This window comes from Paraburkholderia sp. JHI869, assembly GCF_038900775.1.
Classification (GTDB): Bacteria; Pseudomonadota; Gammaproteobacteria; order Burkholderiales; family Burkholderiaceae; genus Paraburkholderia.
Genome location: NZ_JAYMSC010000004.1, coordinates 346,370 through 372,294, shown reverse-complemented (window position 1 = coordinate 372,294; position 25,925 = coordinate 346,370). Strand labels below are relative to the sequence as shown.

Below are 25,925 nucleotides of genomic sequence, written 5' to 3'. Positions count from 1 at the left end.
TCGCGAGCCGAGGTGATCCTGCCCGATATGAAGGAGTCCGAAGATGAATGAAAGGTCATCGATTCATGAGGGACAAGGTCAGGCCCGTGTCGAAGCCGCAGCGTGCACGCGTATCGTGCCGCTCGTGCTGGCGGGCGGTTCCGGTACGCGTTTGTGGCCCATGTCGCGCGAGCATTTCCCTAAGCAGCTAATTGGTGTGGTGGGCAGCGATACGCTGCTGCAGGCAACGGTGCACCGCCTCGACGGCTTTTCGTCCGAGTGGGAGGTTGCGAGTTCGCCAATCGTCGTATGTGGTGAAGAACACCGCTTCGTGATCGTCGATCAGTTGCGTGCGTGCGGCATGGATGCGCGGCTCGTGGTCGAGCCGGCGCGGCGCGACACGGCGCCGGCGCTCACGCTCGGCGCAGCGCTTGCGTGCGCGAACGGCGACGACGCGATTCTCATCGTGATGCCTTCGGATCATGCGATCGCCGACACGGAAGCCCTGCAGCGCGCGCTCGAATGCGCCGCCCGCCATGCGCAGCGCGGGGCGATCGTTACGCTGGGCGTGCCACCGCGTTCGCCCGAAACGGGGTTTGGTTACATCCGCGTGGGCGAGGCGATTGCCGACGGCGCGCACCGTATCGACGGCTTCGTTGAAAAGCCCGCCCCCGAACTCGCCACGCAGTACATCGCGCAGGGTGGCTACTGGTGGAACAGCGGCATCTTCGTGATGCGCGCGAGCGTCTGGCTCGACTCTCTGCGCGCACTGCAGCCCGACATGCATGCAGCTTGCCTTGCCGCTTTCGTCGATGGCGAGCAGGACGGCCCCGTGTTCCGTCCGGCCGCGGATGCGTTCAAGCGTGCGCCGTCCGATTCGATCGACTACGCGGTCATGGAGCGGCTATCGGCCAGCAACGGCTGGACGCCCGAGGGCGTGGTGGTCGCGCTCGATGCCGGCTGGTCCGACCTCGGCTCGTGGGACGCCGTGTGGGCCGCGATGGAAAAGGACGAAGACGGCAACGTGGGACGCGGGCGCGTGGTGTTCGAAGGCGCGGTCGCAACCTACGCGCATTCCGACGGCAGGCTCGTGGCTTGCGTGGGTACGTCTAACCTCGTCGTGGTCGAGACCGCCGACGCGGTGCTCGTCGCAGACCGCTCGAAAGTGCAGGACGTGAAGGGGCTCGTCGCGCGCATCAAGGCGGCCCATGCGCCCGAGGCGGATTCGCATCGCAAGGTGCAGCGCCCGTGGGGCTTCTACGATTCGATCGATTCGGGCGAGCGCTTCCAGGTCAAGCGCATCGTTGTTACACCGGGCGCGCGGCTCTCGTTACAACTGCATCACCATCGCGCAGAACACTGGACGGTCGTGCGCGGTACCGCGCTCGTCACACGTGGTGAGGAATCCTTTCTTATGACGGAAAACGAGTCCACTTATATTCCGCTTGGTGTGCGCCACCGGCTGGAAAACCCGGGCAAGGTGCCACTCGAAATCATCGAGGTGCAGTCGGGAGCGTATTTGGGAGAGGACGACATCGTCCGTCTCGACGATACGTACGGCCGCTGCGGTTGAGGGCAGCGGCACGGCCTGCAGGGAGAAAAAAGGGAGAAAACATGCGCGAGCTACAAAATCTGATGGCGAGAGTGCTCGACGTATCTGCCGTAATGATTGGCGCAAGCGTGGCTTCGGAGATCCGTTTCGAAGATGTTGTGCCGCGTGGCGTGAACGAGGCCTTCGTGCTGCTCTCGGCGGCCTTCGCGCTCGTGATCTTTCCGGCGTTCGAGCTTTACCAGTCGTGGCGCGGCCGCTCCAAGGCGCTGCTCGCGGGCCAGGTGTCGCTTGCCTGGCTCGTGGTTCAGGGCTGCGCGCTGATCTCGATGTACTCAACCATGCATCATGTCGACGTCGTTTCGCGCCTGTGGTTCGCTTACTGGACGGCGCTTGCAGGTGGCTTGCTCATTACGTGGCGCTTCTTTGCGCACGGCGTGCTTGCGCACATGCGGCGCGCGGGCATGAATCTTCATCAGGTCGCGATTGCGGGTTCCGCGTCGCAGTGCGACGAGATTGTGCGGCGCATCGATGCGGAGCCGGGCTCGGGCTTTCGCGCGAGCGTGCTCTTCAACACGATGCCGCAATCGGCGCGGCCCGCGAGCGAGAAAGACGCCCCCGTGTACGACACGATCGAGGCGCTCGCGCAGTACATCCGCGAGCATGACGTGCACGAATTGTGGCTCGCCCTTTCGCTGGCCGAGGAGCGCACCGTGGTGCGGCTAGTCAGCGAGTTTCGCAACGACCTCGTGAACATCCGCTTCATTCCGGACGTGCGCTCGCTCGCGCTGTTCGACACCAGCACGGTGATCGAGTTGCTCGGCGTGCCCGCAATCAACCTCGTCGCCTCGCCGCTGCCTGCGAGCGCGCAATTCAAGAAGGCCATGTTCGACCGGGTCTTCGCGGCGCTTGCGCTCGTGAGCCTCATGCCGCTTCTCATCGGCATTGCCGTTGCGGTGAAGTTTTCGTCGCCGGGGCCGGTGTTGTTCAGGCAGCGCCGCAAGGGCGCCGATGGCCGCGTGTTCACGATCTACAAGTTCCGCACGATGCGCGAGCACAAGGAAGCGCCGGGCACGGTGAGCCAGGCGAAGCGCGACGACCCGCGCGTGACGCGTCTCGGCGCGTTCCTGCGCCGCACGAGCCTCGATGAATTGCCGCAGTTCTACAACGTGCTGCGCGGCGACATGTCGGTGGTCGGACCGCGCCCGCATGCGCTCGAGCACGACGATCTTTATCAGAGCGTGGTGAAGGGTTACATCCACCGCTATCGCATCAAGCCCGGCATTACCGGCTGGGCGCAGGTCAATGGATTTCGCGGCGAGACCGATCACCTCGAGAAGATGGAAATGCGCGTAGCGCACGATCTGTATTACCTCGGCCATTGGTCGTTCTGGCTCGATATGCGCATCATCGCGGCCACGATCGTTCACGGGCTGGTTGGCCGCAACGCGTACTGAGCGTGGCGGGGGGGCAAGCATCACCAGCAAGCAACACCAGGTTTCGGGAGAAGCAAGATGGCGATGAACTATGACGGCGCTTACTACGGCGCAGCAGCCGGCGATGAGCGATATCTAGGCGACTACCTGCAAACGATGGTCGCGAACTGGCGCGCTATCGCAATCGTGACGCTCGCCGTCACGCTGCTGGGCACGGCCTATGCATTCCTTGCCACGCCGACCTATCGCGCCGACGTGCTGTTCCATCTCGTCGACAAGGGCGATGCCGCCAAGAAGGACAGCAGCCTGCCGCCGCTCACCGGCATGTTCGACGAGAAGTCGACCGCGAACGGCGTGATCGAAATGCTGAAGTCGCGCAACGTAACCGAGGAAACCGTGCGCAAGCTGCATCTCGACATTTCGGCGCGGCCGCGCGAAATGCCGGTGATTGGCGGCATGCTCTCCAGCATCCTCGGCTCGCCCTGGGCGCAGAAGCTGCCCGGGTTCATGCGGCCGTCCGGCTACGCATGGGGCGGCGGCGACATCAAGGTGTCGCGCTTCGATACACCGGAAGCGATGTACGAGCGCGACTTCACGATCGTTGCCGGCGAAGAGCCCGACACGTTCACGCTGCGCGACCCCGACGGCATTCCGCTTCTGCAAGGCCGTGTGGGCGAGGACGTGAGCGCCAACACATCGGTCGGACCGATCTCGCTGCACGTGGACAGTTTGAGCGGCGCGCCCGGAACGCCGTTCCTGCTCACACGCGCGTCGACGCTCACCACCGTCGACCGGCTCGAGAATGCGCTACAGATTCAGGAGGTCGGGCTCCAGTCCGGCGTGATCCGCGCGAGTCTCGAAGGCCATAACAGCAAGAGGACGGCCGCGATCCTGAACAACGTGGCGCACGAGTTCATCAAGCAGGACATCGCGAGCCGTTCGGCCGAAGCGGAACACATGCTTGCATTCCTCGACGACCAACTGCCGCAACTGCGCTCGCAGGTCGATGCAGCCGAGCAGAAGTACAACAAGTTCCGTAACGAGCACGGCACCGTCGATCTCGGCGAAGAAAGCCGGCTGCTGCTGCAGCAGGTGAGCGACAACAAGATCCGCCTCGAAGACCTGCGCCAGCAACGCGCGGAACTCGCGCAGCGTTTCACCGAGCATCACCCGGCCGTTCAGGCGCTCGACGCGCAGATCGGCACGCTGCAATCCGCGCAATCGCAGCTCACGCGTAACGTAGCGCAACTGCCGGACACGGAACAGTCCGCCGTGCGCCTGTTGCGCGACGTACACGTGAGCACGGAGCTTTACACGAGCCTCCTGAACAGCGCGCAGCAACTGCGCGTGGCGCGTGCGGGCCAGGTTGGGGACGTGCGCGTGGTCGACTTCGCCGAAGCGCCGGATGACCCGGTGCGTCCGAAGAAGCTCCTCGTGATCGCGCTTGCGATCGGTGCGGGTCTCGTGCTGGGCGTGCTTGTCGCGTTCGTGCGCAAGTCGCTGTACGGCGGCGTGGAGCGTCCGGACGAACTCGAAGCCGCGCTCGGCGTGCCGGTTTTCGCGGTGGTGCCGCGCAGCCCGCAACAACTGCGGCTGCAGCACCACGTGTCGTCGCGCCGGCGCGGGCTGCACGTGCTCGCGCAGCAGAACCCGCAGGACGTGGCGGTGGAAGGCGTGCGCAGCCTGCGCACCTCGCTGCAACTCACGCTCAACGACGCGCGCAACAACATCGTGATGCTCACGGGCTCGCGCCCCGACATCGGCAAGTCGTTCCTCTCGGTCAACCTGGCCGCCCTGGTTGCGTCGGTGCAAAAGCGCGTGCTGATCGTCGACGGTGACATGCGTCGCGGCGACGTGCATTCGCACTTCGGCATCGTGCACCAGCCGGGCCTCTCCGACGTGCTGCTCGGCGCGGAGCTCGAGCGCGCGATTCAGCATGACGTGCTGCCGGGGCTCGACGTGCTCGCGAAGGGCTCGCTGCACTCGCATCCGTCTGAGTTGCTGATGAGTCCGCGCTTCGAGTCGCTGCTCGAAGAGCTGGGGAAGAAGTACGACCTCGTGATCGTCGACACGCCGCCGGTGCTTGCGGTGACCGACTCGACGGTGATCGGACGCTACGCCGGCACGACGCTACTCGCGATTCGCCACGGCCGCCACCCGATTTCGGAGCTCGAGGAAACCGTCAAGCGTCTGCGCATTGGCGGCGTGAATCTGCGTGGCGTGCTGCTCACGGACGTGCCGAAGACCGGCGCGTTCATCGGCGGCGGGTATCGCGGCGGGTACTACGGTTACGAAAGCGTTTCAGGGTAGAGCAGCAGGGCAGCAGCAGTTCCGCGGCCGGCCGGGGGGCCGCCGCGGAAAGTGGAACCACCGAATCCCATTTCGCTCACGCGAGGAGAGAACGATGGCGATGGCTCGCAAGGTTGCGTTGATCACCGGTATCACCGGTCAGGACGGTTCGTATCTGGCAGAACTGCTATTGAACAAAGGCTACGAGGTGCATGGCATCAAGCGGCGCTCGTCGCTCTTCAACACGGACCGCATCGATCACCTGTATCGCGATGTGCACGACCCGGAACCCGGCATACACCTGCATCACGGCGAGCTGACGGATTCCACGGCGTTGTTGCGCGTGATCCAGCGCGTCGCACCCGATGAAATCTATAACCTCGCCGCGCAAAGCCACGTGGCGGTGTCGTTCGAGGAACCCGAGTACACGGCCAACGCGGATGGCCTCGGCACGCTGCGCATTCTGGAGGCGATCCGCATTCTCGGACTGACGCAAAAAACGCGCTTCTATCAGGCGTCGACCTCGGAACTGTACGGGCTCGTGCAGGAAGTGCCCCAGCGCGAAACCACGCCGTTCTACCCGCGCAGTCCGTATGCGGTGGCGAAGCTGTTCGCGTACTGGACCACGGTGAATTACCGCGAGGCGTATGGCATGTACGCGTGCAACGGCATCTTGTTCAATCACGAATCTCCGCAGCGCGGCGAGACGTTCGTCACGCGCAAGATCACGCGCGCCATCGCGCGCATCGCGGTCGGCCTTCAGAAGATGTTGTATCTCGGCAACCTTTCCGCCATGCGCGACTGGGGCCACGCGCGAGATTACGTCGATATGCAATGGCGGATGCTCCAGCAGGAGCAACCTGAAGACTTCGTGATCGCAACGGGCGTGCAGTACAGCGTGCGCGACTTCGTGCGTGCGGCCGCTGAGGAACTGGGAATCACCGTGCGTTTCGAGGGCAGCGGCGCGGACGAAGTCGGCATTGTCGACCATGTGAGTTCGCGCGACATGCGCCTCGAACCGGGCGACGTGATCGTGCGTGTGGACCCGCGCTACTTCCGCCCGACCGAGGTCGAGACGCTGCTCGGCGACGCGTCGAAGGCTCAGGAGAAACTGGGCTGGAAGCCCGTTACGACGTTCCAGTCGCTCGTCAAGGAAATGGTGCGAGCCGACTATCAGGCCGCCCGGCGCGATGCGCTCGTCAAACTGGCCGGATTCCAGGCTCTCGAACATCACGAGTGAACGCATGGACAAGAACTCCCGAATCTTCGTGGCCGGCCACCGGGGCATGGTGGGCTCGGCGCTCGTGCGCGCGTTGCAGGCGAATGGCTACTGGAACCTCGTCATGCGCACCCATGCTGAACTGGACCTCACCGACCAGTCTGCCGTCGATGACTTTTTCGAAAGCGAGACCATCGACGCCGTGCTGCTCGCGGCCGCGCGCGTGGGCGGCATCCTCGCGAACTCGACGCAGCCCGCACAGTTTGCCTGGGACAACCTGGCGATCGAGACCAACGTGATCCGCGCGTCGTACAACGCGGGCGTGGAGCGCCTCGTGTTCTTCGGCTCGTCGTGCATCTATCCGCGCGAATGTCCGCAGCCGATCCGCGAAACCTATCTGCTGACCTCGCCGCTCGAGCCGACCAACGAGGCCTACGCGATCGCGAAGATCGCGGGCCTGAAGCTCTGCGAAGCGTACAACCGCCAGTACGGCACGCATTTCGTCTCGCTCATGCCGACCAACCTGTACGGCCCCAACGACAACTACGACCTCGGCAGCAGCCATGTGCTGCCCGCGCTGATCCGCAAGGCGCACGAGGCGCGCAGGAACGGCCAGCGCACGCTGACTGTCTGGGGTTCGGGCAGGCCGCGCCGCGAGTTCCTGCACGTGGACGATCTCGCCGATGCGACGATCTTCGTGCTGGAGCACGAGACCGGCGATGGCGTGTACAACGTCGGCGTTGGCGAGGACCTGTCGATTCACGACCTCGCGCAGCGCGTGTGCGACGTCGTGGGCTTCGACGGCGAACTGGTATTCGATTCGACCAAGCCCGACGGCACGCCGCGCAAGCTGCTCGACGTGTCGCGCCTGGGCGATCTGGGCTGGCACGCGCACATTGGCCTCCAGGAGGGGCTCGCCCGCACCTACGACGACTTTCTTCAAACCTATGCCGCGCCGGCGTACGAGGCGGGCATGCGGGTTTGATGTGGCCTGACGGGACCGATGGCTGTTAACCGATCGGCTCGAGGGGCGAAAGGGAAGAGGCGTCTGGTTGGTGGTGGGCGTCGTGCGCGGACCGGATGCACGACGCCCGCTTTTTTTCGCACGGCGCGCGAGACGATGAAAAGCGGAATATAAGCAGCTCATTAGCAGCTCAGGGACGGAAGCCACGCAATGAGAATCCTGATCTACGGTCTGAATTACGCGCCCGAAGTGACGGGCGTCGGCAAATACACAGCCGAAATGGCGGAACTGCTCGCGGCGCACGGCCACGAGGTGCGCGTGATCTGCGCGCCGCCTTACTACCCGCAGTGGCACGTGCACGAAGGCTATCGCGCGGGGCGGTATTCACGTGAGACCTTGCGCGGCGTGAGCGTGTGGCGAGCGCCGCTGTGGGTGCCCTCCCAGCAGGGCGGACTCAAACGCATCGTACATCTGGCGAGCTTCGCGCTTTCGTCGCTGCCGCTTCTCGCGCGGCTCGCGGCGTGGCGGCCGCAGGCCGTCATGCTGATCGTGCCGACGCTCTTTTGCGCGCCCGGCGCACTCATGCTCGCGCGCGCCGCTGGTGCGAGCAGCTGGCTGCATATTCAGGACTTCGAAGTCGATGCGGCGTTCGATCTGGGGCTCCTGCAAGGCGGCCAGCGCTCGCGTCTCGGGCGCGCGGCGCTCACCGGCGAACGCTGGCTGCTGCGACGCTTCGACGTCGTCTCGTCGATTTCGGCGCGCATGGTCGAGCGCGCCGTCGACAAGGGCGTGGACGCTTCGCGCGCCGTGTGCCTGCCGAACTGGGTGGACACCCACGCGATCTTCCCGCTGCCGTATCCGAGCGCGTTCCGGCGGCGCCTCGGCATCCCGCAGGAGAACACCGTCGTGCTGTACTCGGGGAACATGGGCGCGAAGCAGGGCATCGAAATTCTCGCGGACGTCGCCACGGCGCTCGCCGCGCGCACCGATATCAGCTTCGTCTTCTGCGGCGACGGCGCGGCCAGGCGAGACCTCATGGCGCGTTGCGAGCCGCTTTCGAATTGTCACGTGCTGCCGCTGCAGCCGGTGTCGATGCTCAACGAACTGCTGAACGTGGCCGATATCCACGTGCTGCCGCAGCGCAACGACGCCGCCGACCTCGTGATGCCCTCGAAGCTCACCGGCATGCTCGCGAGCGGCCGTGCGGTGGTTGCCATGGCGCGGCCCGGCACGAGTCTGTCCGATGTGGTCTCGAACAAGGGGATCGTGGTGCCGCCCGAGGATGGGCAAGCGCTGGCGGCGGCGATCGTCGAACTGGCCGGCGACCCTGCGCGGCGCGCCGAGCTGGGCCGCGCCGCGCGACGCTACGCAAAGCGCATGCTGTCGCCGCAAGCGATCGTCGACGTGCTCGAAGCGAGGCTGGCCGGGATCGCGGGTGAGGCTGCCGAACCGGCGGGTCAGACGCGAGTCGAGCCGCAGCCCGCGGCAAGCGGCGCTTCTTCTCCGCAAGGCGGGCGGCAGGCGGCCAGACAAACGGGTAAAGGCGGATCGACGTTGCCGGAGGTCGAGCAGTCCGACGTGTGATGGACGTCGCCCAAGGCTGCGCTAGCGGCCTTGGGCAGCCCTGGAGCGCGTGCGCAAGGAAGTTACCAGGGGGACTTGTAGAGTTCCGAGTTGGACTGGTTCGGCGATCCGTACGGGCTGCCATACGGACTGCCATAGACCTGGGCGGTCGGCGAGGTTGCGCTCGCGCCATAGTCGTATCCGGCGCTCGAGCGATGTCCACCTGCCGCGCTGCCTGCCGAACTCTTCGCCACCGCGTTGCCGGCGCGAGACCTGCCGTTCGACCCGATCCTGCTTTGATTCGCGGCGCGTCTGCCGCTGCTCGATGCGCTCGCTCCGCCGTCCCTGCCGCCGATGGCGCTCGCCTCACTCGCCGCGTGATCCCCTGGCGGCACGACGTGCATGTGCTTTTCGTTCGTGAGCGCGTCTTCCGCGTCACTCGGCGAGGCGCCGTTGCTGCTGTACGGACTCACGCTGTACGGGCTGCCCGACGACATGCTCGGGCCGCCGAGCAGGCGCTGTTCGTCGAGTTGCTGGCGTTGCACGGCGGAGGTATGGCCTTCGCTCTGGTCGCTCTGGTAACTCGAGTCGTTCGACCTGGCGGACGAGCCGCTGGTGGGGGCATTTTGCGCAAACGCTGCGCACGGCCATGCGACGCACGCCGCCTGAAGCGCGGCGGCGACGACATAAGGCGCAAGCTGATGACGATAAAAACTGGACATGGCATGGATCCCGCGCGCCGCGAACCATGCGGCGTCAAGCCTTCATGTTGCCCCACACCGCGTCGCCCCGCTGCGCCAAAACCCCTGCCGTGTCGGCCACGCGCGCGAGTCGATGTGGCGGGCGCCGGATAATGAAATCGCGGCTCGGTGCGGCCCGTTGTAAGGGCGGCAGGGCCTGCAACCAGCAGGGCACAATCAGGGCTCAGGCAGGGCACCAACAGGAACCGACCCGGATGGGCAAGGAGCGTTCATGACGGAAGCGGTCGAAGGTTTAGGGCGCCTCAAAGGGGGCGTCAGCGCGCCAGGGCGCAGGGACGGGGCCGGCGAGGCGCCACCCGCAGCGGGCGTGCCGCCGCAAGGTACTCAAGGTACTCAAGGCACTCAGGCCGCGGAAATCCGCGTGATCGATTTGAGCCGTGCGGGCAAGGGCAACTACGTCGGTCGCCGGGGCAAGCTCGTGCAGGCAGCGTGGTATCTGGTCGAGACCTGTGTGCTCGACAATCGTCTGCTGCCGCTCTCCGCGCTGCGCGTGGGCTTGCTGCGCCTCTTTGGCGCGAAGGTCGGCGAGGGTTGCCGCCTCGTGCACCCCATGCGCGTGAAGGCGCCGTGGAACCTGGAAATGGGCGATAACTGCTGGATCGGCGTGGACGTGTGGATCTACAACCAGGCGCCCATTCGCATCGGCTCGAACGTCTGCATTTCGCAGGGCGCGTTTCTGAGCGCCGGATCGCACGACATGCGCACGAACATGGACCTGCATGTCGAGCCGATCGTGATCGAGGACGGCGCGTGGGTCTCGTCGAAATGCGTCGTGCAAATGGGCGTGACGATCGGACGCTCGGCGGTCGTCACCCCGCTCTCGGTCGTGCATCGCTCGCTGGAAGCCGGCGGCGTGTATGGGGGCAATCCGTGCCGCTTTATCCGCTGGCGCTTCGACGAAGGTAAGGAGCGCAAGTAACGCAGCGCGCCTTCGCGCCCACCTCACGCGCGCCTCGACCGAGGCCCAACACCGCCTCAAAAGTGCCTCCCAGAAACGGTACGAGCAGGCCCGAAGGCCTGCTCGTCACTCATACGAACCCCAACCGGCTAGTACCCGCCGTAACCCACCGCCCGGCCCGCTGCGGCTGCCTGCGTACTCGGCAGGATCAGGTTGATGACGCGGCTCCACTTTACGAGCGCCGAGGCGTCGACGAACACGACATCGTTCGGCTGCAGCTCGAACTCGTCGGCCGTGGCCATGGCTTCCGGCGACGAGGCGTCGAGGTGGAAGACCTGACGGTGCCCCTCCTTCTGCCCGCGCACGACGTACACCTGCGAAGCGTCGCCCGAACCCTGGCTGACGCCGCCTGCGTTGCCTAGCGCGTCGTTCAGCGAGAGATGGCCGTTATCGAATGGCAGGGGCCCAGGGTGTCCGACTTCGCCCAGCACGAACACGCGGCTTTCGTTCGCCGAATACACGCGCACGAGGTCGCCGTTTTGCAGCAGGATCTTGTCCGGATTCACGCCCTTCTTGATCATGTCGGGGATGTTCACCATGATCGTCTTCTCGTTGCGTGTCACGCTAACCCGCGAGCGGTCGCCCGATGCCGTGAAGCCGCCCGCGCGGTTGATCGCCTCGGGCAGCGACATCGTCATGTCGTTGAGCACCATGAGGCCGGGCGTGCGCACTTCGCCATCCACATACACGCGCCGGCTGCGATACGACTCGATGCGCAGTGTGACCTGCGGCTTGTTCAGGTAATAGGCGAGCTTCTTCGACACCAGGTCGCGGGCTTGCATTTCGGTAAGCCCCGCCACGTGGATCGGACCCACGTAGGCCACCTGGATCGCACCCGACGAGTCGACGGTATAGCCCGACTGCACCTGGCTCGCGCTCTGATCCTGCGTGCCGCCGCCGCCGCCGCCGCCATTCGTCGGCAGGTTCATCTCGGGGTGATCCCATACGACGATGCTCAGCACGTCGCCGGGCCCAAGCGTGTAAGGCTTGGGCGTGCCGAAGAGCGTCTCGACGTTGGCCGGGACAGACGTCGGTCTCGATGCGGCTTCCTTCGCGACCAACTCGTTGTTGATCTCGATGAGCGCGCCCGGCGGCGGTTGATCGCCCTTGCCGCCCGAGCGCGCGGAGTCGGTTGCGGCCTTCGCCTGTGTGACGCTCGATGGCGCCGACATGCCGGGTGACAGCGCGCAGCCCGAAATCAGTGCCGTGGCCGCCGCCATGGTGACCATCGTTGCCATGGCCGCCCGTGCGCGGCTCGCCAATAAGCTGCGCAAACTGCTCGCGCGTTGCGTTGCGGTTGCTGCAGTGACACGCGCGGTCTCGCCGCCCGAACAATCAGGTGTGCTGCTTAACATAGTGTTGCCCCCTTGCTCACAGGATTCGCACATCGCCACGAAATTGCAACGCGGGCTCATCGTTCGACTCGTTATTACGCTTCAGCTGCGTTGCCTCGTCACCCCTGCCAATCCCTACCATTTCCGCTATCTGATGTCTGATGCCTTTATTTATCGACTCTTTTTCACTTATTCGGTTTGCTCCGCGGGCTCGCCCTGCGCCACGGCGCTCATCGGGCGCTCTGGGCGAAATCGTGCGCCAGCGTGCGACGGATGTTCCTGCAACAAGCCGAGCAGCGAGCGCACCATGCCGTCCATCGCGAAGCGCGCATCGAACGTGCGCCGCGCCTGCGCGCGCATCGCGTCGCGCGCGGGTTCGTCGAGCGCGCGCCATGACGCGAAGTTGCGCTGCGTGCCGGCGATCGTGTCGGGCGCGACGAAACCGGCGCCATCCTCGTCGATCTCGCGCCACACGCCTACCTTGTCCGAGACGAGCGCGGGCAACCCGCAGGCCAGCGCTTCCGCCACGGAAACGCCGAAGTTCTCCTGATGCGAGGGCAGCACGAACACGTCGCTTGCAAAGAACGCGCCCCACTTGAGGTTGCCCTGCAGCATGCCAGGCCAGCTAATGCGGTGCGCAATGCCGTGCGACTGCGCGATCGCCTGGAGCGCGGGCTGCCAGTTGCCCTTGTCGGGGCCGGCCATCAGCAGATGCGCATCCGGCGTTTCGCGCGCATGCTCGGCGAACGCGTGAACCAGCACGTCGCAACCCTTCTTCGGATGCAGGCGCCCGAGGAACAGCACGATGCGCTTGTTGCGCAGATGCGGCGACTCTTGCAGGAAGGCTTCGCGCAGCGTGTGGGCGTCCTCGCCCGGCGCATTGGTGCCGAACGGCACGACGCGCTCGTTCGCGCGGTACAGCCAGAACGATTCGCGCGCGAGCAGTCGTTCTTCGTCGGTCGTGAAGATCACGGCGGCGGCGTCGCGCAGCACGCGAAAATCGGCCCAAGGCCAGTAAGCCCATTTCTTCAGATGCTTGACCGGGTAGGTGGATTTGAACCATGGGTCGAGCATGCCGTGCGTGTACACGTAATACGGCACCTGGGCGTGGCGCAGCGCGCGCCACGCGCCGAAGCCGTGGTATTGCCAGAGCCCGTGCACGATCGCCGCGTCGAAGCGCCTTGCGTTCGCGCGCAGCCACGGCACGTAGCCTGGGTTGTATCCGTAGTGGCCGCGGCCCGGACCCAGAGCGTGAAGCGGCAGCGGAAATTCGCGCACGTAAGGCGCGTCGATCGGGTCGAGCGAGGCCACTTCGATCTGGTGATCGAGCGCCGTCATCGCGAGCCCGCTCTGGCGCACGCCTTCAATCGGGCCTCCCGAGCGAGGGTCGACCGTGGACACGAGGTGCAGGATTTTCATCGGGGCTCCGGAGTCGCATACGTGTTGAGCGGCACCGGCGCCGCCGCGGGCGCCGTGGGTCGGAAGGCAGGCTCGCGCCCGTAGGACGGTTGCAGGCGCTGGCGCTTGCGTTGAAGATCGATGCGGTAATGAAGCTGCGAATACAGCGAAACAATCAGCCCGAGCGCGAGGCCGTACACGAGGCCCGAGAAGCGCGTGCCGAGCGGATTGCCGCCGATCGACGCGCCAGGCAGCGCGGCGAGCACGAGCAATGCCATGCTGAGCGGCATGAGCAGCGGGTGACGCGGCGCAATGCGGCGCCATCGCCTGAATGCGTTGCCCGCGACAATGAGCGCGACAATCACCGCGAGCGGCATGCAGAAGCCGAAAACGATACCTTCGGCGTAGAGCTGATACACCCAGAAGTTGTGGCCCGCCACCCAGTCGCTGGTGTTGAAGTAATCGTCCTTGCTGAACGTCTGGTTCACGTACTGGTAGTAAATCGGCGAGTAGCGGTAGAGGTGACCATAACCTTTGCCGAACAATACCGATTCCACCGATTCGGTGACCTGGTCGTACTGGTCGCGCATCTCGGCAATACGCGTGACCGTGGTCGGATCGCGGTCGGACTCTGCGTTTTGCGCGGCCGTCACGCGCTGCGTCCAGTGTTCCGTGATGGACGGGAAGAGCCACGCTGTCCCCACGCCCAGCGCCACGACGAACGAAAGCGCAATAGCCGTGCGGAAAAACGACTTGATCAGATGGCTCACCGACGGCGAGGCGAGCCACGCCGCGAACATGGCGAGCAGGATGGTTGCGATCAGCAGGCTACGCGTGACGCTCAGCAATTCGACGATCAACGTGCCAAGAAACACGATTACCATCGTCATGTTGAAGCGCCGGGCGACGATGAACTGGTGCAACAGCATGGCCTGCAGCGCGAGCATCGTCGGCGAGACAATGCGAAAGCGAATGTCGGCGAGCGGCCCGCCTACGGCCAGCAAACCGAAGAAGAAAGTGAACACGAGGCACAGCACGTTCGCGTAATAAAGCGCGCGCTGCATCTGCATGATGCGAACGATGTGCCACGGGCGGCACATGGCCCAATAGCCGAGTGCGAACAGCAGGAAGGGCAGTATCACGCGCAGGTACTGGCCAACCGGATTGTGCTGCAACACTTGCGCAATCAGGCTGCCGACGAGGCTCGCCACCAGCGCACCCGTGACGAACGAGCGGAACTGGATCGGTCGCGCGAAGCGCGGGCCGATCATCGCAAGAATGAGCGCGCCTGCCAGTGCCGGAACGACGGCCAGCCATTGCGCGCCGTGGCCGAACTGGGAGTCCGGTGCCTTGTAGTCGAAAGCGAGAGGCACGAGACACACCCAGAGCCAGAGTGCAGCGTGTTTGTTTCGCATCGGCGTTTCTCCCGGTGCGGTGCATAGGGTCGCATACGTTGCGCAAGATTCATGCGCGCCGCAAGCGAAGGCTCGATTCAATATAAAACGCCGCAAGCGGCTTGCGCATGTGCGTGGCGGGAAGCGGCAGGGTTGTGGCGGCAGGAAAAAAATTCTGATTTGCCGTGTGGTTTGCTCCACACACCTGGCTGAGAACGGCGGGAACTTGGCGCACGCTGCACGGCGCCTGTGCCCATGATGGGGCCGGCAGCAGTAAGTCTTTCATCGTCTGCCTTGCGAAAGAATCCGGCATGGACGAAGCGAGGGAAGGGTCATGAAGCTACTACACGGAGTGAGTCTGTCGACGAAAGGGCGTTCCGTCGAGCTCGACTTCGTGCGTGGCATCGCGATCTTTGTCGTGATGGGCTACCACTTCCATACGGTGCGCACGGACCATCCGTGGGTGCGCTGGATCGAATTCCCGTTGAAAAGCTTCGGCCACGAAGGCGTGAACCTGTTCTTCACACTCAGCGGGTTTCTCGTGGGCGGGCTGCTGTTGCGCCAATATTCGCAAACGGGCCACATCGGCGCGCGCCGCTTCATCGTGCGGCGGATCTTCAAGATCTGGCCCGCCTATTACGCGCTGATCTTCTTTCACCTGCTGGCGGGCCGCCATCGGCCCGATACATTCCTCTGGCAAAACCTCACGCACATGCAGAATTACTTCGGCACCTCCATTGCGCAAACGTGGAGCCTGGCCGTCGAAGAGCACTTCTATCTGTTCCTCCCCGCGCTGCTCATTGTGCTCGCGCACTTCCGGCTGCGCGCGAACGCGCTGATCGGCGTGATGGTCGGCCTCTGCGCGATCGTGCTCGGCGCGCGGTGCGTCGCGGTGTCTCACGGCGACCTCGTCGGGGCGTTCAATTACACGCAGTACCGCATGGACAGCCTGCTCGTCGGGGTCATCCTCGCGACTATCTACTGGATGAAGCCCGAAGTCTGGCGCGTGCTCGTCGCGAAGAAGCGCTGGCTGCTCGGCGCGGTGGGCGTGCTCCTCGCCTGGCTCGTGTTCGCGACGCGCCATGAAGCGCTGGACGAGAGCATTGGCTACACGATTCAGGCCGTCGGCTTTTGCGCGCTCATCATGCTGATACTCGAACACTCGGGCAGCTTGCGCACGACGTGGCTTTATCGCGGGCTCGCGTGGCTCGGCGTCTACTCGTACGGCATCTACCTGTGGCACTCGCTTGCGCTCGCGCCCGGCGACTATCTGATCCACAAGGCGAGCGCGCTCGGGGTGCCGCCGCTCGCCGCCTGGCCCGTCGTGATCTTCGCGCAGTTCTTCATCGCTTCGGTGCTGGGCTATCTCACCACGCGCGCTGTCGAGTTCCCGTTCCTGCGTCTGCGCGACGCGATGTTTCCCGACATGCGCGCGGCCGTGCCGGCCGAGCGGCACAACGCGAGCGCCGCGGACAACAAGATCGAAGGCGTTGCCTGAGTCTGCGTGAGCAGTCCTGATTCGGCTTACTGAATATTTTTCAATGCTTGCCTGCGCTCATGCCATCGCGGCCTGCAGCGTGTGCTTGAACTGAGCGAGCGTGTTGCACGCAAGGAGGTGGTCGCCCGCGGGCTGCGCGGCATTCGCGCCGGCGCGCCAGCGCTGCGCGAGCGCATCGAGCGCGTGCGCGATCGTGGCGGGCTCGAGGTCGTCGAGGAGCGGTCCGAGCGCGCCGTCGCGGCAATACCAGCCAATCAGGCCGTCGGCACTGGCCACCACGGGCTTGCCGAAACGGTAAGCCTGCACGAGCACGCCGCTCATGCCGTAGTGCTGCTTGTAGCCGAGCCACACGGCGTCGCAGGCGGAAAAGAGTTCGCGCTCCATCTCGTCGGAGATGAACTGGTTGAAGATGACCGGCTTGCTCGCAAGTTTCGGCGCGTGGGCGTCGATGAACGCGTGCGTTTCATCGTCCTGCTGGCCCGCGATCACGAGGCGCGGCGCATCGGGCTTGTGCTCGAGCGCGAGCATCAGTTCGCGAATGCCCTTGCGTTCCCCGATTGCGCCATACACGAGCAGATAGCGCGTCTGCGCGTCGAGCTTCAGTCGCTCGCGCGCAAGAAGCGGGTCCATGCCCTCGATTTCGGGAAACGGGTCGGCCAGATAGCTGAGCGGGGCGGCGCGCCGGGGCTTCGTCGTTGCGAACCAGTCCGGCAGCGTCGGGTCGATCGTAAAGAGTTCGCGCAGCCCGCGCGAGCGCATGGCGCGGCGAAACAGCGCCGCTTTTGCCATATCGACGAACCGCCGGCGCGGCGTGCGCAAGCCGATGCGCGCTTGATGAAACGTCATGCCCATGACGATGGCGATCCACGGTGTTTCGCCGAATGGCGAGTCGAACCCCGCAAGCGTGTAGAAGAAGTAGTCGGCGTAGGGCGCCACGACGAGCCGCACGGGCATCGTTTTGTTCACCTGCCGGAACGCTCGCGCATAGAAGTTGCGAAAGCGCATGTACACGCTCGCCACGAAATGCGGGCCGGGGGGCACGGTGTGCAGGTCGAGCAGCACGAGGCGCAGATCGGGCCGCGCTTCGCGCACGATGCGCTGCGCGAGCGGATGGTAGGCGTACTCCGTATCGGTGACGACGAGGCAGCGGTGGCCGGCTTCCACGCACGCTTGCGCGATCCACTCGACGTAACGCCAGCGGTGGCCCGTGAAGTTCGGCTCGATGATGGCGATCCAGTCGCCACCCGCCGACGCGTGCGTGCCGGGGGGCTCGGACATTACGAGCGTGTCGCCTTCGGCGTCGGCCAGTGCGGCGGCGTCGGGGCTGTTGGGGTCGGCATTGCGATATCTGGCGGTCGACGCGTTTTCCATGCGGGGGGCCCGATGAGCATTATTACGAACAAAATAGCAGTGCTGCGCAAGCGGCATGCGCCAGATTGCGGGGCAGGGTGTCCGAAAATGCCTGGGGATATACCGATCGCTCGAGTATTCATGTTCCTGGATGGTCGTCTTGCGTATCGCCACGGCACGGATGGCCGCCCCGTCCGATTCGGCCTGGTAGATGGCGCGTAGTGGGCGCTGCGGCGCGGTAACGTCCAGAACGGGTGGCGAAAACGCGTTCCCAAACATGCTTGATGGGACCAGGGTAACGGGGTAAAAGCGGGGGCAAAAGCGGGGGCAAAAGCGGGGGCAAAAGTGGGGCGAAAGCTCCAGCCCAGGGATCGAAAAACAGGAGATGCATTTTGCGCGCAATGCGGCTGCCAGCAATACCGATCAAGGCAGGTTTCGGACCCGGCGCAGCGACCTGGGTGTTGCTGCAGCAGGTCGTCGTGCGTGGCCTCGTGGCCGTCAAATTCCTCGTCATCGGGCGCATTCTCGGACCGTCCGCCATCGGTCTCGCGAGCGTCGCGCTGCTTGCGGTCGCGATTGCCGAAGCGCTCTCCGACACCGGGCTCGCGCAAGCCGTCATACAGGGCCAGTCGCCGCCGACTCGCGCCGAGGCCGGCGCCGTCTGGACCACGCTCGCCACGCGGGGCCTGTTGATTGGCTTGCTGCTCGTCGCGAGCGCGCCGCTCATGGACGCGCAATTTCACCTGGGCGGCGCCATCGGGCTGGTGCAGCTCGCCGCGCTGCTGCCGCTCCTGCGCGGGCTCGCCTCGCCCGCGTATTTCATCACGCAGCGCGAGCGCCACTTCCAGCATATAGCGGCGATCGAGATCTCGTCTTCGGTCCTCGACTGCGGCTTCGGCATCGCGCTCGCATTCGCGGGCGCGGGCCCGTACTCGCTGCTGCTCGGCATGATGATCGGCGAGGCCTTCAAGAGCGTCGTCACGTGGATCGCGCTCTCGCCGCGTCCGCCGATCCGGCTGCGCTGGTCGGGCATCGGCCACTACGTGGGCTTTAGCCGCTGGATCTGGGCGAGCAGCGTGATCATTCTCATCACCAACCAGTTCGACAAGGTGGTGGTGGGCAAGCTGCTCGGGCCGACGCAACTGGGCGCGTGGCAGATGTCCTCGAAGCTCGCGCAGATGCTGCTCGCCGACGCCGCGCTCGCCTTGTCGCAGTATCTCTTTCCCACCTTCGCGGCGCATCATCGCGGCGGCCCGCAATCGGCCGCGCGGCTGTTCCGCTTCTATCTCATGGCGGCTGTGGCGGGGCTGGCGTGTGTCGTGATCGTGCTGCGCTTCGCCGCCGAGCCGCTCTTTTCGCTCGTGCTCGGCGCCGCGTGGCTCTCGGCCGTGCCGCTCTTTCGCATCTTCGTCATCAACATGGCGATCAGCGCGCTCAACTCGGTGCTCGCCTCGTATCTGCGCGCCGTGGGCGACGCGCGTGCCGTCACGGTCGCGTCACTCCTGCAGGTCGTGGCGCTCATCGTGTCCGTGCCGCCTTCGTTGCACCTCTTTGGCGTGACGGGCGTGGCCTGGTCGATGACCTTCGGACTCGCTTCCTGTGCGGCGTGGATGCTGGTTCGCGTCTCGCGGCAGAAGTAAGCACAGAAGCAAGCCAGCCAGGCGGGGACTCAGGCGCGCAGCGCCGCTTCGACGATCTCGGCGAGCTGATGGCCTAGCGTGGGCGAATTGAGCTGGCAATACACCGCGTGTGCGGCTGCGGCGGCGGCGCGCATTTCCTCGGGCGGCATCGACCAGATGCGCCGTAGCGTGGCGGCAAGCGCCTGTGTGCCGCCGTCGCGCCCGAAAAAGAAACCGGTGCGGCCGTCTTCCACGTAGCCCGGCTCCGGGCCCATGTGCAGCGGCAAGCGGTCGTGCACGATGGGCGGCAGGCTCAACGCGAACATATGCACGACGCTCAGGCCCGCCGAGCCCGGATAGCAGCCCACGCGGCAGCGCCGGCTGATGGTCGCGATCGCGTCGTCGTCGAACACCGCGCCATACCAGACCACATAGCCGCGATCGCTGTACTTGCGTTTCAGGCGCTCGCCGTGCTCGCCGTCGCCGATCACGTGGAGCGTGATGTCGCTGCCTTCGGCATGGAGCTGGCCGACCACGTCGATGAGCGGTTCGATCTCCGAACCTTCGCGCAGCCTGCCAATGAAGAGCACGCCGCTCTCGGCGCCCGTCTTGATTGCCGGCTCCACCGCGCACGAGACCGTGAGCGCGTTGTTTGCGACGACGAGCTTCGCTAGCGGGCAGCCGATGGCGACGAGCGAGCGCCGCGAGGCCTCGGTGTAGCAGACGTAGCGCACGGCGAGCGCGACCGCGAGGCGGTAGCAGACCGTGCGCATGAGTCCTGCGCTCTCATGCCGGTAGAGCCCCTGGCCGTGAATCAGCACGGGCACGCGCATCACGCGTCCGGCGAGGAGCGCGAGCCACAGCGAGAGATAGCGGACGTCTGCAAAGATAAGGACTGCGGCGGGACGTTCGAGAACGATGTGGCTCAGCACGCGGCGTTGCATGCGAATACGCCGCGAGGGCAGGCCCGCGAAACTGGCGATGTGCGTTTCGACGAACTCGTCGCAGGCCGGCTTTTCGCGCGAAAACCCGTTGGCTTCCACGCCCTCGGAGCACGCAAACACCTTGACGGAGAAAAGACGGTTGAGCGACTCGATGACTTCGATGCGATAGCGCGCGATCAACGGCTGCACGTAGAAGACCACTGGGCGTTTGAGCCGCGCTCCGGTTTCGGTTTCGCAAACCGTTGTCCCGGAAGAGACGATCTCGTGGTCCACTGGCTGGCTCCGACGTGTCGACGCAGTCATGTTGAGAGGGTCTTTCCGGTGGGGCGGGTTAGTCGGTCATATTTGCGCAAACTCTTTTAGCAGTTGTAGGCGAGTCTTATCAAAAGAGGAATCCGAAAATTGCTATTGAACGAATCTACCGGGCGGTGCTGCGCTATGGGCGATGCGTAATCGATAAATGCGCAGAAAAAGTGCAATAAATACGGAATTAATTAACGCAAAAGAGAAGCGGTAAAAGGTTCGCGGCCAATACAGACACCGGTCGCACTGCGGCCCGCATGCATGCTCGTTCACAAACAGTTGGAATCAGTCGTTGAATAGATCGTTTCGGACAACTTGAATCCGGCGCGACTGGCAGTGCGCGGGCCTCGTGCTAACCTCGATTCGAGTCGAAACGACCACCGGAATGCGGAGAACCCGATGACAACGCTCGCAACCGATGATCTCGCGTCTTCCATGGGCCCGAATGGTGCAAATGCGGGTCCCAATGCCGGTGCGAAGGCGCGCATGCGCGTCGCGGTGGTGATCGCGACCAAGGGGCGGCCAACGGCCACTGCATGGGTCGTGCGTCTGCTCGCGCGGCAAACGGTGCGGCCGGATCAGATCATCCTCTCTGGCAGCAGCGTCGACGACATCGGACCTTACGATGCTAACGGTTTGCGCGTGAACGAGATCGTCGGCACCGCGGGTTCGAGCGTGCAGCGCAATCGCGCGCTCGATGCACTCGCGCCGGACATGGATGTGGTGATCTTCCTCGATGACGACTTCGCGCCCGAGCGTCACTGGATCGAGCTTTGCGTGGAGCTGTTCGAGCGCGACGCGAATCTCGTGGGCTTTTCGGGCCGCACGCTGCGCGATGGCGCGAACACGCAGCCGATCGCGTGGGAAGAGGCAGTCGCGCTCGTGGACGGTGCGCAAGCGGAGGTGATGCGACGCCCGCCGCTGCGGCCTTGCGTGGAGCTGTATGGCTGCAATATGGCGTGCCGCGCGCAAGCCATCGCCGATCTGCGCTTCGACGAGCGTCTCGTGCTGTACGGCTGGCTGGAAGATAAAGACTTCTCGCGGCGCCTCGCGCGCCGGGGCGGGGTCGTGTACTGCGACTATCTGCTCGGTGTGCACCTCGGTCTGCGAGGCGGGCGCGTGTCGGGCCGGCGCTTCGGCTATTCGCAGGTGGTCAACGCGATGTACCTGTGCAACAAGGGCGTGATGTCACGCAAGGAAGCGACCAGCAATATCCTGCGCGCGCTGAGCATGAACTGCGTGAAGTCGGTGCGCCCCGAGGCGCATCTCGACCGGCGCGGCAGGCTGATCGGCAACGTGATCGGGATTGCCGATCTGTGCATCGGCGCCGTGCGGCCCGAGCGCGCAGAGCGATTGTGAATCATCGCGCAGCGCGGTTTTGAGTCACCGCGCCGCGCGTTCCCAACGCTACTGCGCTCAGTTTCCCGAACCGCGCGCAATGCGGCGCTGCTTCACCGCCTGCGCGAGACCTTCGAGCACGCCCACGCTTTCGTCCCAGCCAATGCACGCGTCGGTGATGCTCTGGCCGTAGGTCAGCTCGCAGCCTTCCTTCAGGTCCTGGCGGCCCGCCACGAGGTGCGACTCGACCATCACGCCGACGATGCGCTCGTCGCCCGAAGCCACCTGGCGGCCGATATCGGCGCACACCGGAATCTGGTTCTCGTGCTTCTTCGAGCTGTTTGCATGGCTCGCGTCGATCATGAGGCGCGCGGCGAGACCCGCCTTGCCGATATCGCTGCATGCGGCGTTCACGCTCTCTGCGTCGTAGTTCGGCGTCTTGCCGCCGCGCAGAATCACATGGCAGTCCTCATTGCCTGCAGTCGAGACGATGGCCGAGTGACCGCCCTTCGTGACCGACAGGAAATGGTGCGGCTGCGACGCGGCCTTGATCGCGTCCACGGCGATCTTCACGTTGCCGTCCGTGCCGTTCTTGAAGCCGACCGGGCACGACAGCCCCGAAGCCAGCTCGCGGTGCACCTGCGATTCCGTTGTGCGCGCACCGATCGCGCCCCACGAGATCAGGTCGGCGATGTACTGCGGGCTGATCATGTCGAGGTATTCGGTGCCGGCGGGCAGGCCCAGCTCGTTGATCGAGACGAGCAGTTCGCGCGCGGTGCGCAGACCGTCGTTGATCTTGAAGCTGTTGTCGAGGAACGGGTCGTTGATGAGGCCCTTCCAGCCCACCGTCGTGCGCGGCTTTTCGAAGTACACGCGCATCACGATCTCGAGCTCGTTCTTGAAGCGCTTGCGCTCTTCCACGAGCTTCTTCGCGTAGTCCACCGCGGCCTTGGTGTCGTGAATCGAGCACGGCCCGACGATGACGATCAGGCGGTCGTCCATGCCGTGCAGGATGCGGTGCATGGCGCGGCGCGATTCGAAGATCAGCGTGGAGGCGGCTTCCGAGCACGGGAATTCGCGGATCAGGTGAGCGGGCGGCGTGAGTTCCTTGAGTTCGCGAATGCGGACATCGTCGGTGTTGTGCGGGGGCATGGTCGTTTTCTCCTGATCCTGTGCGTAGCGTGTGTCGCGTGGACGGTGCTTCAAATCCGGTTAGATGAAATTGCGGCTCGTAACTTGTCGAAACTGCGGGGCAAAAAAAAACCGCCAGGCTTGGCTGGCGGTTTCTCGTGTGTTCGGGGTCCTGCGCGTACTATCAACCCTCTCGATCCGCCAGCGGTCTGAGATACCAAAAGAAGTAAAAATAAAACTTCGTGGCGAACATGGCGGTTGGGTCGGAACGTTGTGACTGCGGTTCGTTACGTCGAAAAGGTGACTGCCTTTATAACCCGCACTTCTCGTGGCTGGCAAGCGGGGTTGCGTAAAAAAGCGGATTATCGGCGAAAAATCAGGATTCGATGCAGGATATCCGCGTGGCGATGCGGGTTTTCCGCATCGCCACGCATCAAATCTTCGACTCTCGTCCGGCCCTTAAACCGTGCCGCCCACCGTCATGCGGTCGATGCGCAGCGTCGGCTGGCCCACGCCCACCGGCACGCTCTGGCCCTCCTTGCCGCACACGCCCACGCCCGAGTCCAGACGCATGTCGTTGCCGATCATGCTCACGTACTTGAGCGATTCCGGGCCGCTGCCAATGAGCGTCGCGCCCTTCACGGGGTAGGTGATCTTGCCGTCCTCGATCATGTACGCCTCGGAGGCAGAGAAGACGAACTTGCCGTTCGTGATGTCCACCTGGCCGCCGCCGAAGTTCACGGCATAGAGGCCGTTCTTCACCGAAGCGATGATTTCCTGCGGGTCCTTGTCGCCGTTGAGCATGTACGTGTTGGTCATGCGCGGCATGGGCAGCGCCGCGTACGACTCGCGGCGCGCGTTGCCCGTGACGGGCATCTTCATGAGGCGCGCGTTCAGCGAGTCCTGAATGTAGCCCTTGAGAATGCCGTCTTCGATCAGCGTCGTGCACTGCGTGGGGTTGCCTTCGTCGTCGATATTGAGCGAGCCGCGGCGGTTGGGCAGCGTGCCGTCGTCCACCACGGTCACGCCCTTCGCGGCCACCCGCTCGCCAATGCGCCCTGCGAACGCCGACGAGCCCTTGCGGTTGAAGTCGCCTTCGAGACCGTGGCCGATCGCCTCGTGCAGCAGCACGCCGGGCCAGCCCGGTCCGAGCACGACGGTCATCGCGCCTGCCGGCGCCGGGCGGGCTTCGAGGTTCACGAGCGCGGCGTGCACGGCGTCGTCCACGTACTTCGAGAGGATGTCGTCGGTGAAATAGCCGTAGTCGTAGCGGCCGCCGCCGCCGCCATTGCCGATCTCGCGGCGGCCGTTCTGCTCGGCGATCACCGTGACGGAGACGCGCACGAGCGGGCGGATGTCGGCGGCGAGCGCGCCGTCGCTGCGTGCGACGAGCACGACGTCGTACTCGCCCGCGAGCGCGGCCATGACCTGGGTGATGCGCGGATCGCGCCCGCGCGCCATCGCTTCGATGCGCTCGAGCAGCTTCACCTTTTCGGTGGCGTCGAGCGAAGTCAACGGGTCGGACGGCAGGTACAGATCGCGGCCCGCAATGCCCGTGAGCGACTTCGCCACCTGGATCTTCTGCTTGCCGCCGCCGGCCTTGGCGATCGAGCGCGTGGCGATGGCAGCTTGCCGGATCGCTTCGGGCGAAAGGTCGTCGGAGTAGGCGAAAGCGGTGCGCTCGCCGGACACGGCGCGCACGCCGACGCCCTGGTCGATGCTGAAGCTGCCCGACTTGACGATGCCTTCCTCGAGGCTCCAGGCTTCGCTGCGCGTGCTCTGGAAGTAGAGATCGGCGTAGTCGATGCGATGCGTGAAGATCTCGCCGAGCGTGCGCGTGAGCACTGCCTCGTCGAGGCCGTAGGGCGTGAGGAGCAGGTCCTTCGCGGTCGCCAGATTGCGGATGCCGGGTTCGATGATGTTCATGCGCTCTTTGGGATCAATCGATGAGTCTGTCAATGGAGATTCGGGCGAGGTGCTGCGAAATCAAGCGCCCTGGACATGGAATTCGCCTGGAATTCGATGGTGTTCATTCGCAGTCGAGCACGCGGTGCCGCCACGCGGGCAGGCTCGCGCGCACGCTGGCGATGCGTTGCAGGTCGATGTCGCCGGCCACCACGCCCGCGCCTTCGTCGCGCACGTCGACGATCTCGCCCCACGGGTCGATCAGCATGCTGTGGCCCCACGTGCGGCGGCCGTTTTCGTGCGTGCCGCCTTGCGCTGCGGCGAGCACGTAGCACTGGTTCTCGATCGCGCGGGCGCGCAGCAGGATTTCCCAGTGTGCGCGGCCCGTGGTGTAAGTGAACGCAGAAGGCACGACCATCAGCGCGCAGTCTCCCATGCGCCGGTACAGCTCGGGAAAGCGTAAATCGTAGCAGACCGACAGGCCGACACGGCCAAACGGCGCCTCGAACGTGCGCACCTCGTCGCCCGGCCGGATCGTGCGCGCTTCGTCGAACGATTCGGCGCCTTTTTCGAAGCTGAAGAGGTGGATCTTGTCGTAGCGCGCGCGCTCCTCGCCGCTCGGGTCGAACACGAGCGTGGTGTTGAGCACGCGGGTTTCTTCGGGCGCTTTCAGCGGCAAGGTCCCGCCGATCACCCACACGCCATGACGCCTCGCCGCATCGGCGAGAAAACGCTGAATGGGCCCGTCGCCGTGCGGTTCGCGGATCGCGAGCTTGTCGCTGTCCTTGTGACCCATGAAGCAGAAATATTCGGGCAGCAACACGAGGCGCGCGCCTGCGGCGGCGGCCTCGGCGATCAGCTTGTCCGCTTCGGCGAGATTGCGCTCACGATCGGGCGTGCTGACCATCTGCAGCGCGGCGACGCGAAACGAGTCGGGGGAGGGAGCGCTCATCGGCAGATCTTGAATGGGTTCGGGGAGCCTCGCGCGCATAC

The 25,925-nt window shown here is 64.9% G+C and carries 19 protein-coding genes; 10 read left to right on the top strand and 9 right to left on the bottom strand.

Features of this window, described 5'->3' with window-relative positions; translation table 11 throughout:
- Positions 1–43 precede the first annotated feature (43 nt).
- The 6 genes from VSR72_RS10630 (at position 44) to VSR72_RS10605 (ending at position 9,020) form a co-directional block, all read left to right on the top strand.
- Positions 44–1,552 (top strand): mannose-1-phosphate guanylyltransferase/mannose-6-phosphate isomerase, encoded by a 1,509-nt coding sequence (locus VSR72_RS10630; RefSeq protein WP_342952329.1) that lies wholly within the window; start codon positions 44–46, stop codon positions 1,550–1,552.
- A gap of 41 nt (positions 1,553–1,593) precedes the next feature.
- Positions 1,594–2,985 carry an undecaprenyl-phosphate glucose phosphotransferase gene (locus tag VSR72_RS10625; protein ID WP_342952328.1) on the top strand — a complete coding sequence of 464 codons (1,392 nt, stop codon included), beginning with the start codon at positions 1,594–1,596 and terminating at the stop codon, positions 2,983–2,985.
- Positions 2,986–3,042: 57 nt separating this feature from the next.
- Positions 3,043–5,274 carry a polysaccharide biosynthesis tyrosine autokinase gene (locus VSR72_RS10620; RefSeq protein WP_342952327.1) on the top strand — a complete coding sequence of 744 codons (2,232 nt, stop codon included), beginning with the start codon at positions 3,043–3,045 and terminating at the stop codon, positions 5,272–5,274.
- A 100-nt stretch (positions 5,275–5,374) separates the two neighbouring features.
- Positions 5,375–6,493: a GDP-mannose 4,6-dehydratase gene (gene gmd, locus VSR72_RS10615; protein WP_342952433.1), complete on the top strand. Its 1,119-nt coding sequence runs from the start codon at positions 5,375–5,377 to the stop codon at positions 6,491–6,493.
- 4 nt (positions 6,494–6,497) lie between these two features.
- A complete protein-coding gene (locus VSR72_RS10610) occupies positions 6,498–7,457 on the top strand; it encodes a GDP-L-fucose synthase (protein ID WP_342952326.1) in 960 nt (319 codons plus the stop codon).
- 189 nt (positions 7,458–7,646) lie between these two features.
- Entirely contained in the window at positions 7,647–9,020 is a 1,374-nt protein-coding gene (locus VSR72_RS10605) for a glycosyltransferase WbuB (protein ID WP_342952325.1), read from the top strand.
- Positions 9,021–9,082: 62 nt separating this feature from the next.
- Here the strand turns inward: VSR72_RS10605 and VSR72_RS10600 are convergent, their stop codons facing one another.
- Complete coding sequence (locus VSR72_RS10600) at positions 9,083–9,721, bottom strand: hypothetical protein (protein WP_342952324.1); 639 nt, start codon at positions 9,719–9,721, stop codon at positions 9,083–9,085.
- A 250-nt stretch (positions 9,722–9,971) separates the two neighbouring features.
- Here VSR72_RS10600 and VSR72_RS10595 point away from each other — a divergent pair, with 250 nt between their 5' ends.
- On the top strand, positions 9,972–10,679 hold the full coding sequence (locus VSR72_RS10595) for a putative colanic acid biosynthesis acetyltransferase (RefSeq protein ID WP_342952323.1): 708 nt from the start codon (positions 9,972–9,974) through the stop codon (positions 10,677–10,679).
- Between the two features lie 128 nt (positions 10,680–10,807).
- On the opposite strand, the gene VSR72_RS10590 is transcribed toward VSR72_RS10595, so the two are convergent.
- The 3 genes from VSR72_RS10590 to VSR72_RS10580 form a co-directional block, all read right to left on the bottom strand.
- Positions 10,808–11,956: a polysaccharide biosynthesis/export family protein gene (locus VSR72_RS10590; protein WP_342952322.1), complete on the bottom strand. Its 1,149-nt coding sequence runs from the start codon at positions 11,954–11,956 to the stop codon at positions 10,808–10,810.
- 285 nt (positions 11,957–12,241) lie between these two features.
- Positions 12,242–13,471 (bottom strand): glycosyltransferase, encoded by a 1,230-nt coding sequence (locus VSR72_RS10585; RefSeq protein WP_342952321.1) that lies wholly within the window; start codon positions 13,469–13,471, stop codon positions 12,242–12,244.
- Complete coding sequence (locus tag VSR72_RS10580; protein ID WP_342952320.1) at positions 13,468–14,865, bottom strand: hypothetical protein; 1,398 nt, start codon at positions 14,863–14,865, stop codon at positions 13,468–13,470. The genes VSR72_RS10585 and VSR72_RS10580 overlap by 4 nt, the downstream gene beginning before the upstream one ends.
- A 313-nt stretch (positions 14,866–15,178) precedes the next feature.
- Between VSR72_RS10580 and VSR72_RS10575 the strand changes: the two genes are divergently transcribed.
- Positions 15,179–16,342: an acyltransferase gene (locus tag VSR72_RS10575; protein ID WP_342952319.1), complete on the top strand. Its 1,164-nt coding sequence runs from the start codon at positions 15,179–15,181 to the stop codon at positions 16,340–16,342.
- 57 nt (positions 16,343–16,399) lie between these two features.
- On the opposite strand, the gene VSR72_RS10570 is transcribed toward VSR72_RS10575, so the two are convergent.
- Entirely contained in the window at positions 16,400–17,713 is a 1,314-nt protein-coding gene (locus VSR72_RS10570) for a glycosyltransferase (RefSeq protein ID WP_342952318.1), read from the bottom strand.
- A 371-nt stretch (positions 17,714–18,084) separates the two neighbouring features.
- Here VSR72_RS10570 and VSR72_RS10565 point away from each other — a divergent pair, with 371 nt between their 5' ends.
- The gene (locus tag VSR72_RS10565) at positions 18,085–19,332 is read left to right on the top strand and encodes an oligosaccharide flippase family protein (protein ID WP_342952317.1); all 1,248 of its coding nucleotides are present in this window, start codon (positions 18,085–18,087) and stop codon (positions 19,330–19,332) included.
- 29 nt (positions 19,333–19,361) lie between these two features.
- Here the strand turns inward: VSR72_RS10565 and VSR72_RS10560 are convergent, their stop codons facing one another.
- Positions 19,362–20,528, bottom strand: a complete 1,167-nt coding sequence (locus VSR72_RS10560; protein WP_342952316.1) for a glycosyltransferase — start codon at positions 20,526–20,528, stop codon at positions 19,362–19,364.
- Between the two features lie 429 nt (positions 20,529–20,957).
- Here VSR72_RS10560 and VSR72_RS10555 point away from each other — a divergent pair, with 429 nt between their 5' ends.
- Positions 20,958–21,917 (top strand): glycosyltransferase, encoded by a 960-nt coding sequence (locus tag VSR72_RS10555; protein ID WP_342952315.1) that lies wholly within the window; start codon positions 20,958–20,960, stop codon positions 21,915–21,917.
- 57 nt (positions 21,918–21,974) lie between these two features.
- Here the strand turns inward: VSR72_RS10555 and aroG are convergent, their stop codons facing one another.
- From aroG to VSR72_RS10540, 3 genes are all read right to left on the bottom strand, one after another.
- On the bottom strand, positions 21,975–23,048 hold the full coding sequence (gene aroG, locus VSR72_RS10550) for a 3-deoxy-7-phosphoheptulonate synthase AroG (protein WP_233880099.1): 1,074 nt from the start codon (positions 23,046–23,048) through the stop codon (positions 21,975–21,977).
- Positions 23,049–23,486: 438 nt separating this feature from the next.
- Positions 23,487–24,953, bottom strand: coding sequence for a metalloprotease TldD (gene tldD / locus VSR72_RS10545; RefSeq protein ID WP_342952314.1), 1,467 nt, complete (start codon positions 24,951–24,953; stop codon positions 23,487–23,489).
- 103 nt (positions 24,954–25,056) lie between these two features.
- Positions 25,057–25,884 (bottom strand): carbon-nitrogen hydrolase family protein, encoded by an 828-nt coding sequence (locus tag VSR72_RS10540; RefSeq protein ID WP_342952313.1) that lies wholly within the window; start codon positions 25,882–25,884, stop codon positions 25,057–25,059.
- Positions 25,885–25,925 lie beyond the last annotated feature (41 nt).

What these genes read in the sequence shown, in the direction of transcription:
- VSR72_RS10630 (WP_342952329.1), top strand. Translation starts at nt 44, where the DNA reads ATGAATGAAAGGTCATCGATTCATGAGGGACAAGGTCAGGCCCGTGTC.
- VSR72_RS10625 (WP_342952328.1), top strand. Translation starts at nt 1,594, where the DNA reads ATGCGCGAGCTACAAAATCTGATGGCGAGAGTGCTCGACGTATCTGCC.
- VSR72_RS10620 (WP_342952327.1), top strand. Translation starts at nt 3,043, where the DNA reads ATGGCGATGAACTATGACGGCGCTTACTACGGCGCAGCAGCCGGCGAT.
- gmd (WP_342952433.1), top strand. Translation starts at nt 5,375, where the DNA reads ATGGCTCGCAAGGTTGCGTTGATCACCGGTATCACCGGTCAGGACGGT.
- VSR72_RS10610 (WP_342952326.1), top strand. Translation starts at nt 6,498, where the DNA reads ATGGACAAGAACTCCCGAATCTTCGTGGCCGGCCACCGGGGCATGGTG.
- VSR72_RS10605 (WP_342952325.1), top strand. Translation starts at nt 7,647, where the DNA reads ATGAGAATCCTGATCTACGGTCTGAATTACGCGCCCGAAGTGACGGGC.
- VSR72_RS10600 (WP_342952324.1), bottom strand. Translation starts at nt 9,721, where the DNA reads ATGTCCAGTTTTTATCGTCATCAGCTTGCGCCTTATGTCGTCGCCGCC.
- VSR72_RS10595 (WP_342952323.1), top strand. Translation starts at nt 9,972, where the DNA reads ATGACGGAAGCGGTCGAAGGTTTAGGGCGCCTCAAAGGGGGCGTCAGC.
- VSR72_RS10590 (WP_342952322.1), bottom strand. Translation starts at nt 11,956, where the DNA reads ATGGCAACGATGGTCACCATGGCGGCGGCCACGGCACTGATTTCGGGC.
- VSR72_RS10585 (WP_342952321.1), bottom strand. Translation starts at nt 13,471, where the DNA reads ATGAAAATCCTGCACCTCGTGTCCACGGTCGACCCTCGCTCGGGAGGC.
- VSR72_RS10580 (WP_342952320.1), bottom strand. Translation starts at nt 14,865, where the DNA reads ATGCGAAACAAACACGCTGCACTCTGGCTCTGGGTGTGTCTCGTGCCT.
- VSR72_RS10575 (WP_342952319.1), top strand. Translation starts at nt 15,179, where the DNA reads ATGAAGCTACTACACGGAGTGAGTCTGTCGACGAAAGGGCGTTCCGTC.
- VSR72_RS10570 (WP_342952318.1), bottom strand. Translation starts at nt 17,713, where the DNA reads ATGGAAAACGCGTCGACCGCCAGATATCGCAATGCCGACCCCAACAGC.
- VSR72_RS10555 (WP_342952315.1), top strand. Translation starts at nt 20,958, where the DNA reads ATGACAACGCTCGCAACCGATGATCTCGCGTCTTCCATGGGCCCGAAT.
- aroG (WP_233880099.1), bottom strand. Translation starts at nt 23,048, where the DNA reads ATGCCCCCGCACAACACCGACGATGTCCGCATTCGCGAACTCAAGGAA.
- tldD (WP_342952314.1), bottom strand. Translation starts at nt 24,953, where the DNA reads ATGAACATCATCGAACCCGGCATCCGCAATCTGGCGACCGCGAAGGAC.
- VSR72_RS10540 (WP_342952313.1), bottom strand. Translation starts at nt 25,884, where the DNA reads ATGAGCGCTCCCTCCCCCGACTCGTTTCGCGTCGCCGCGCTGCAGATG.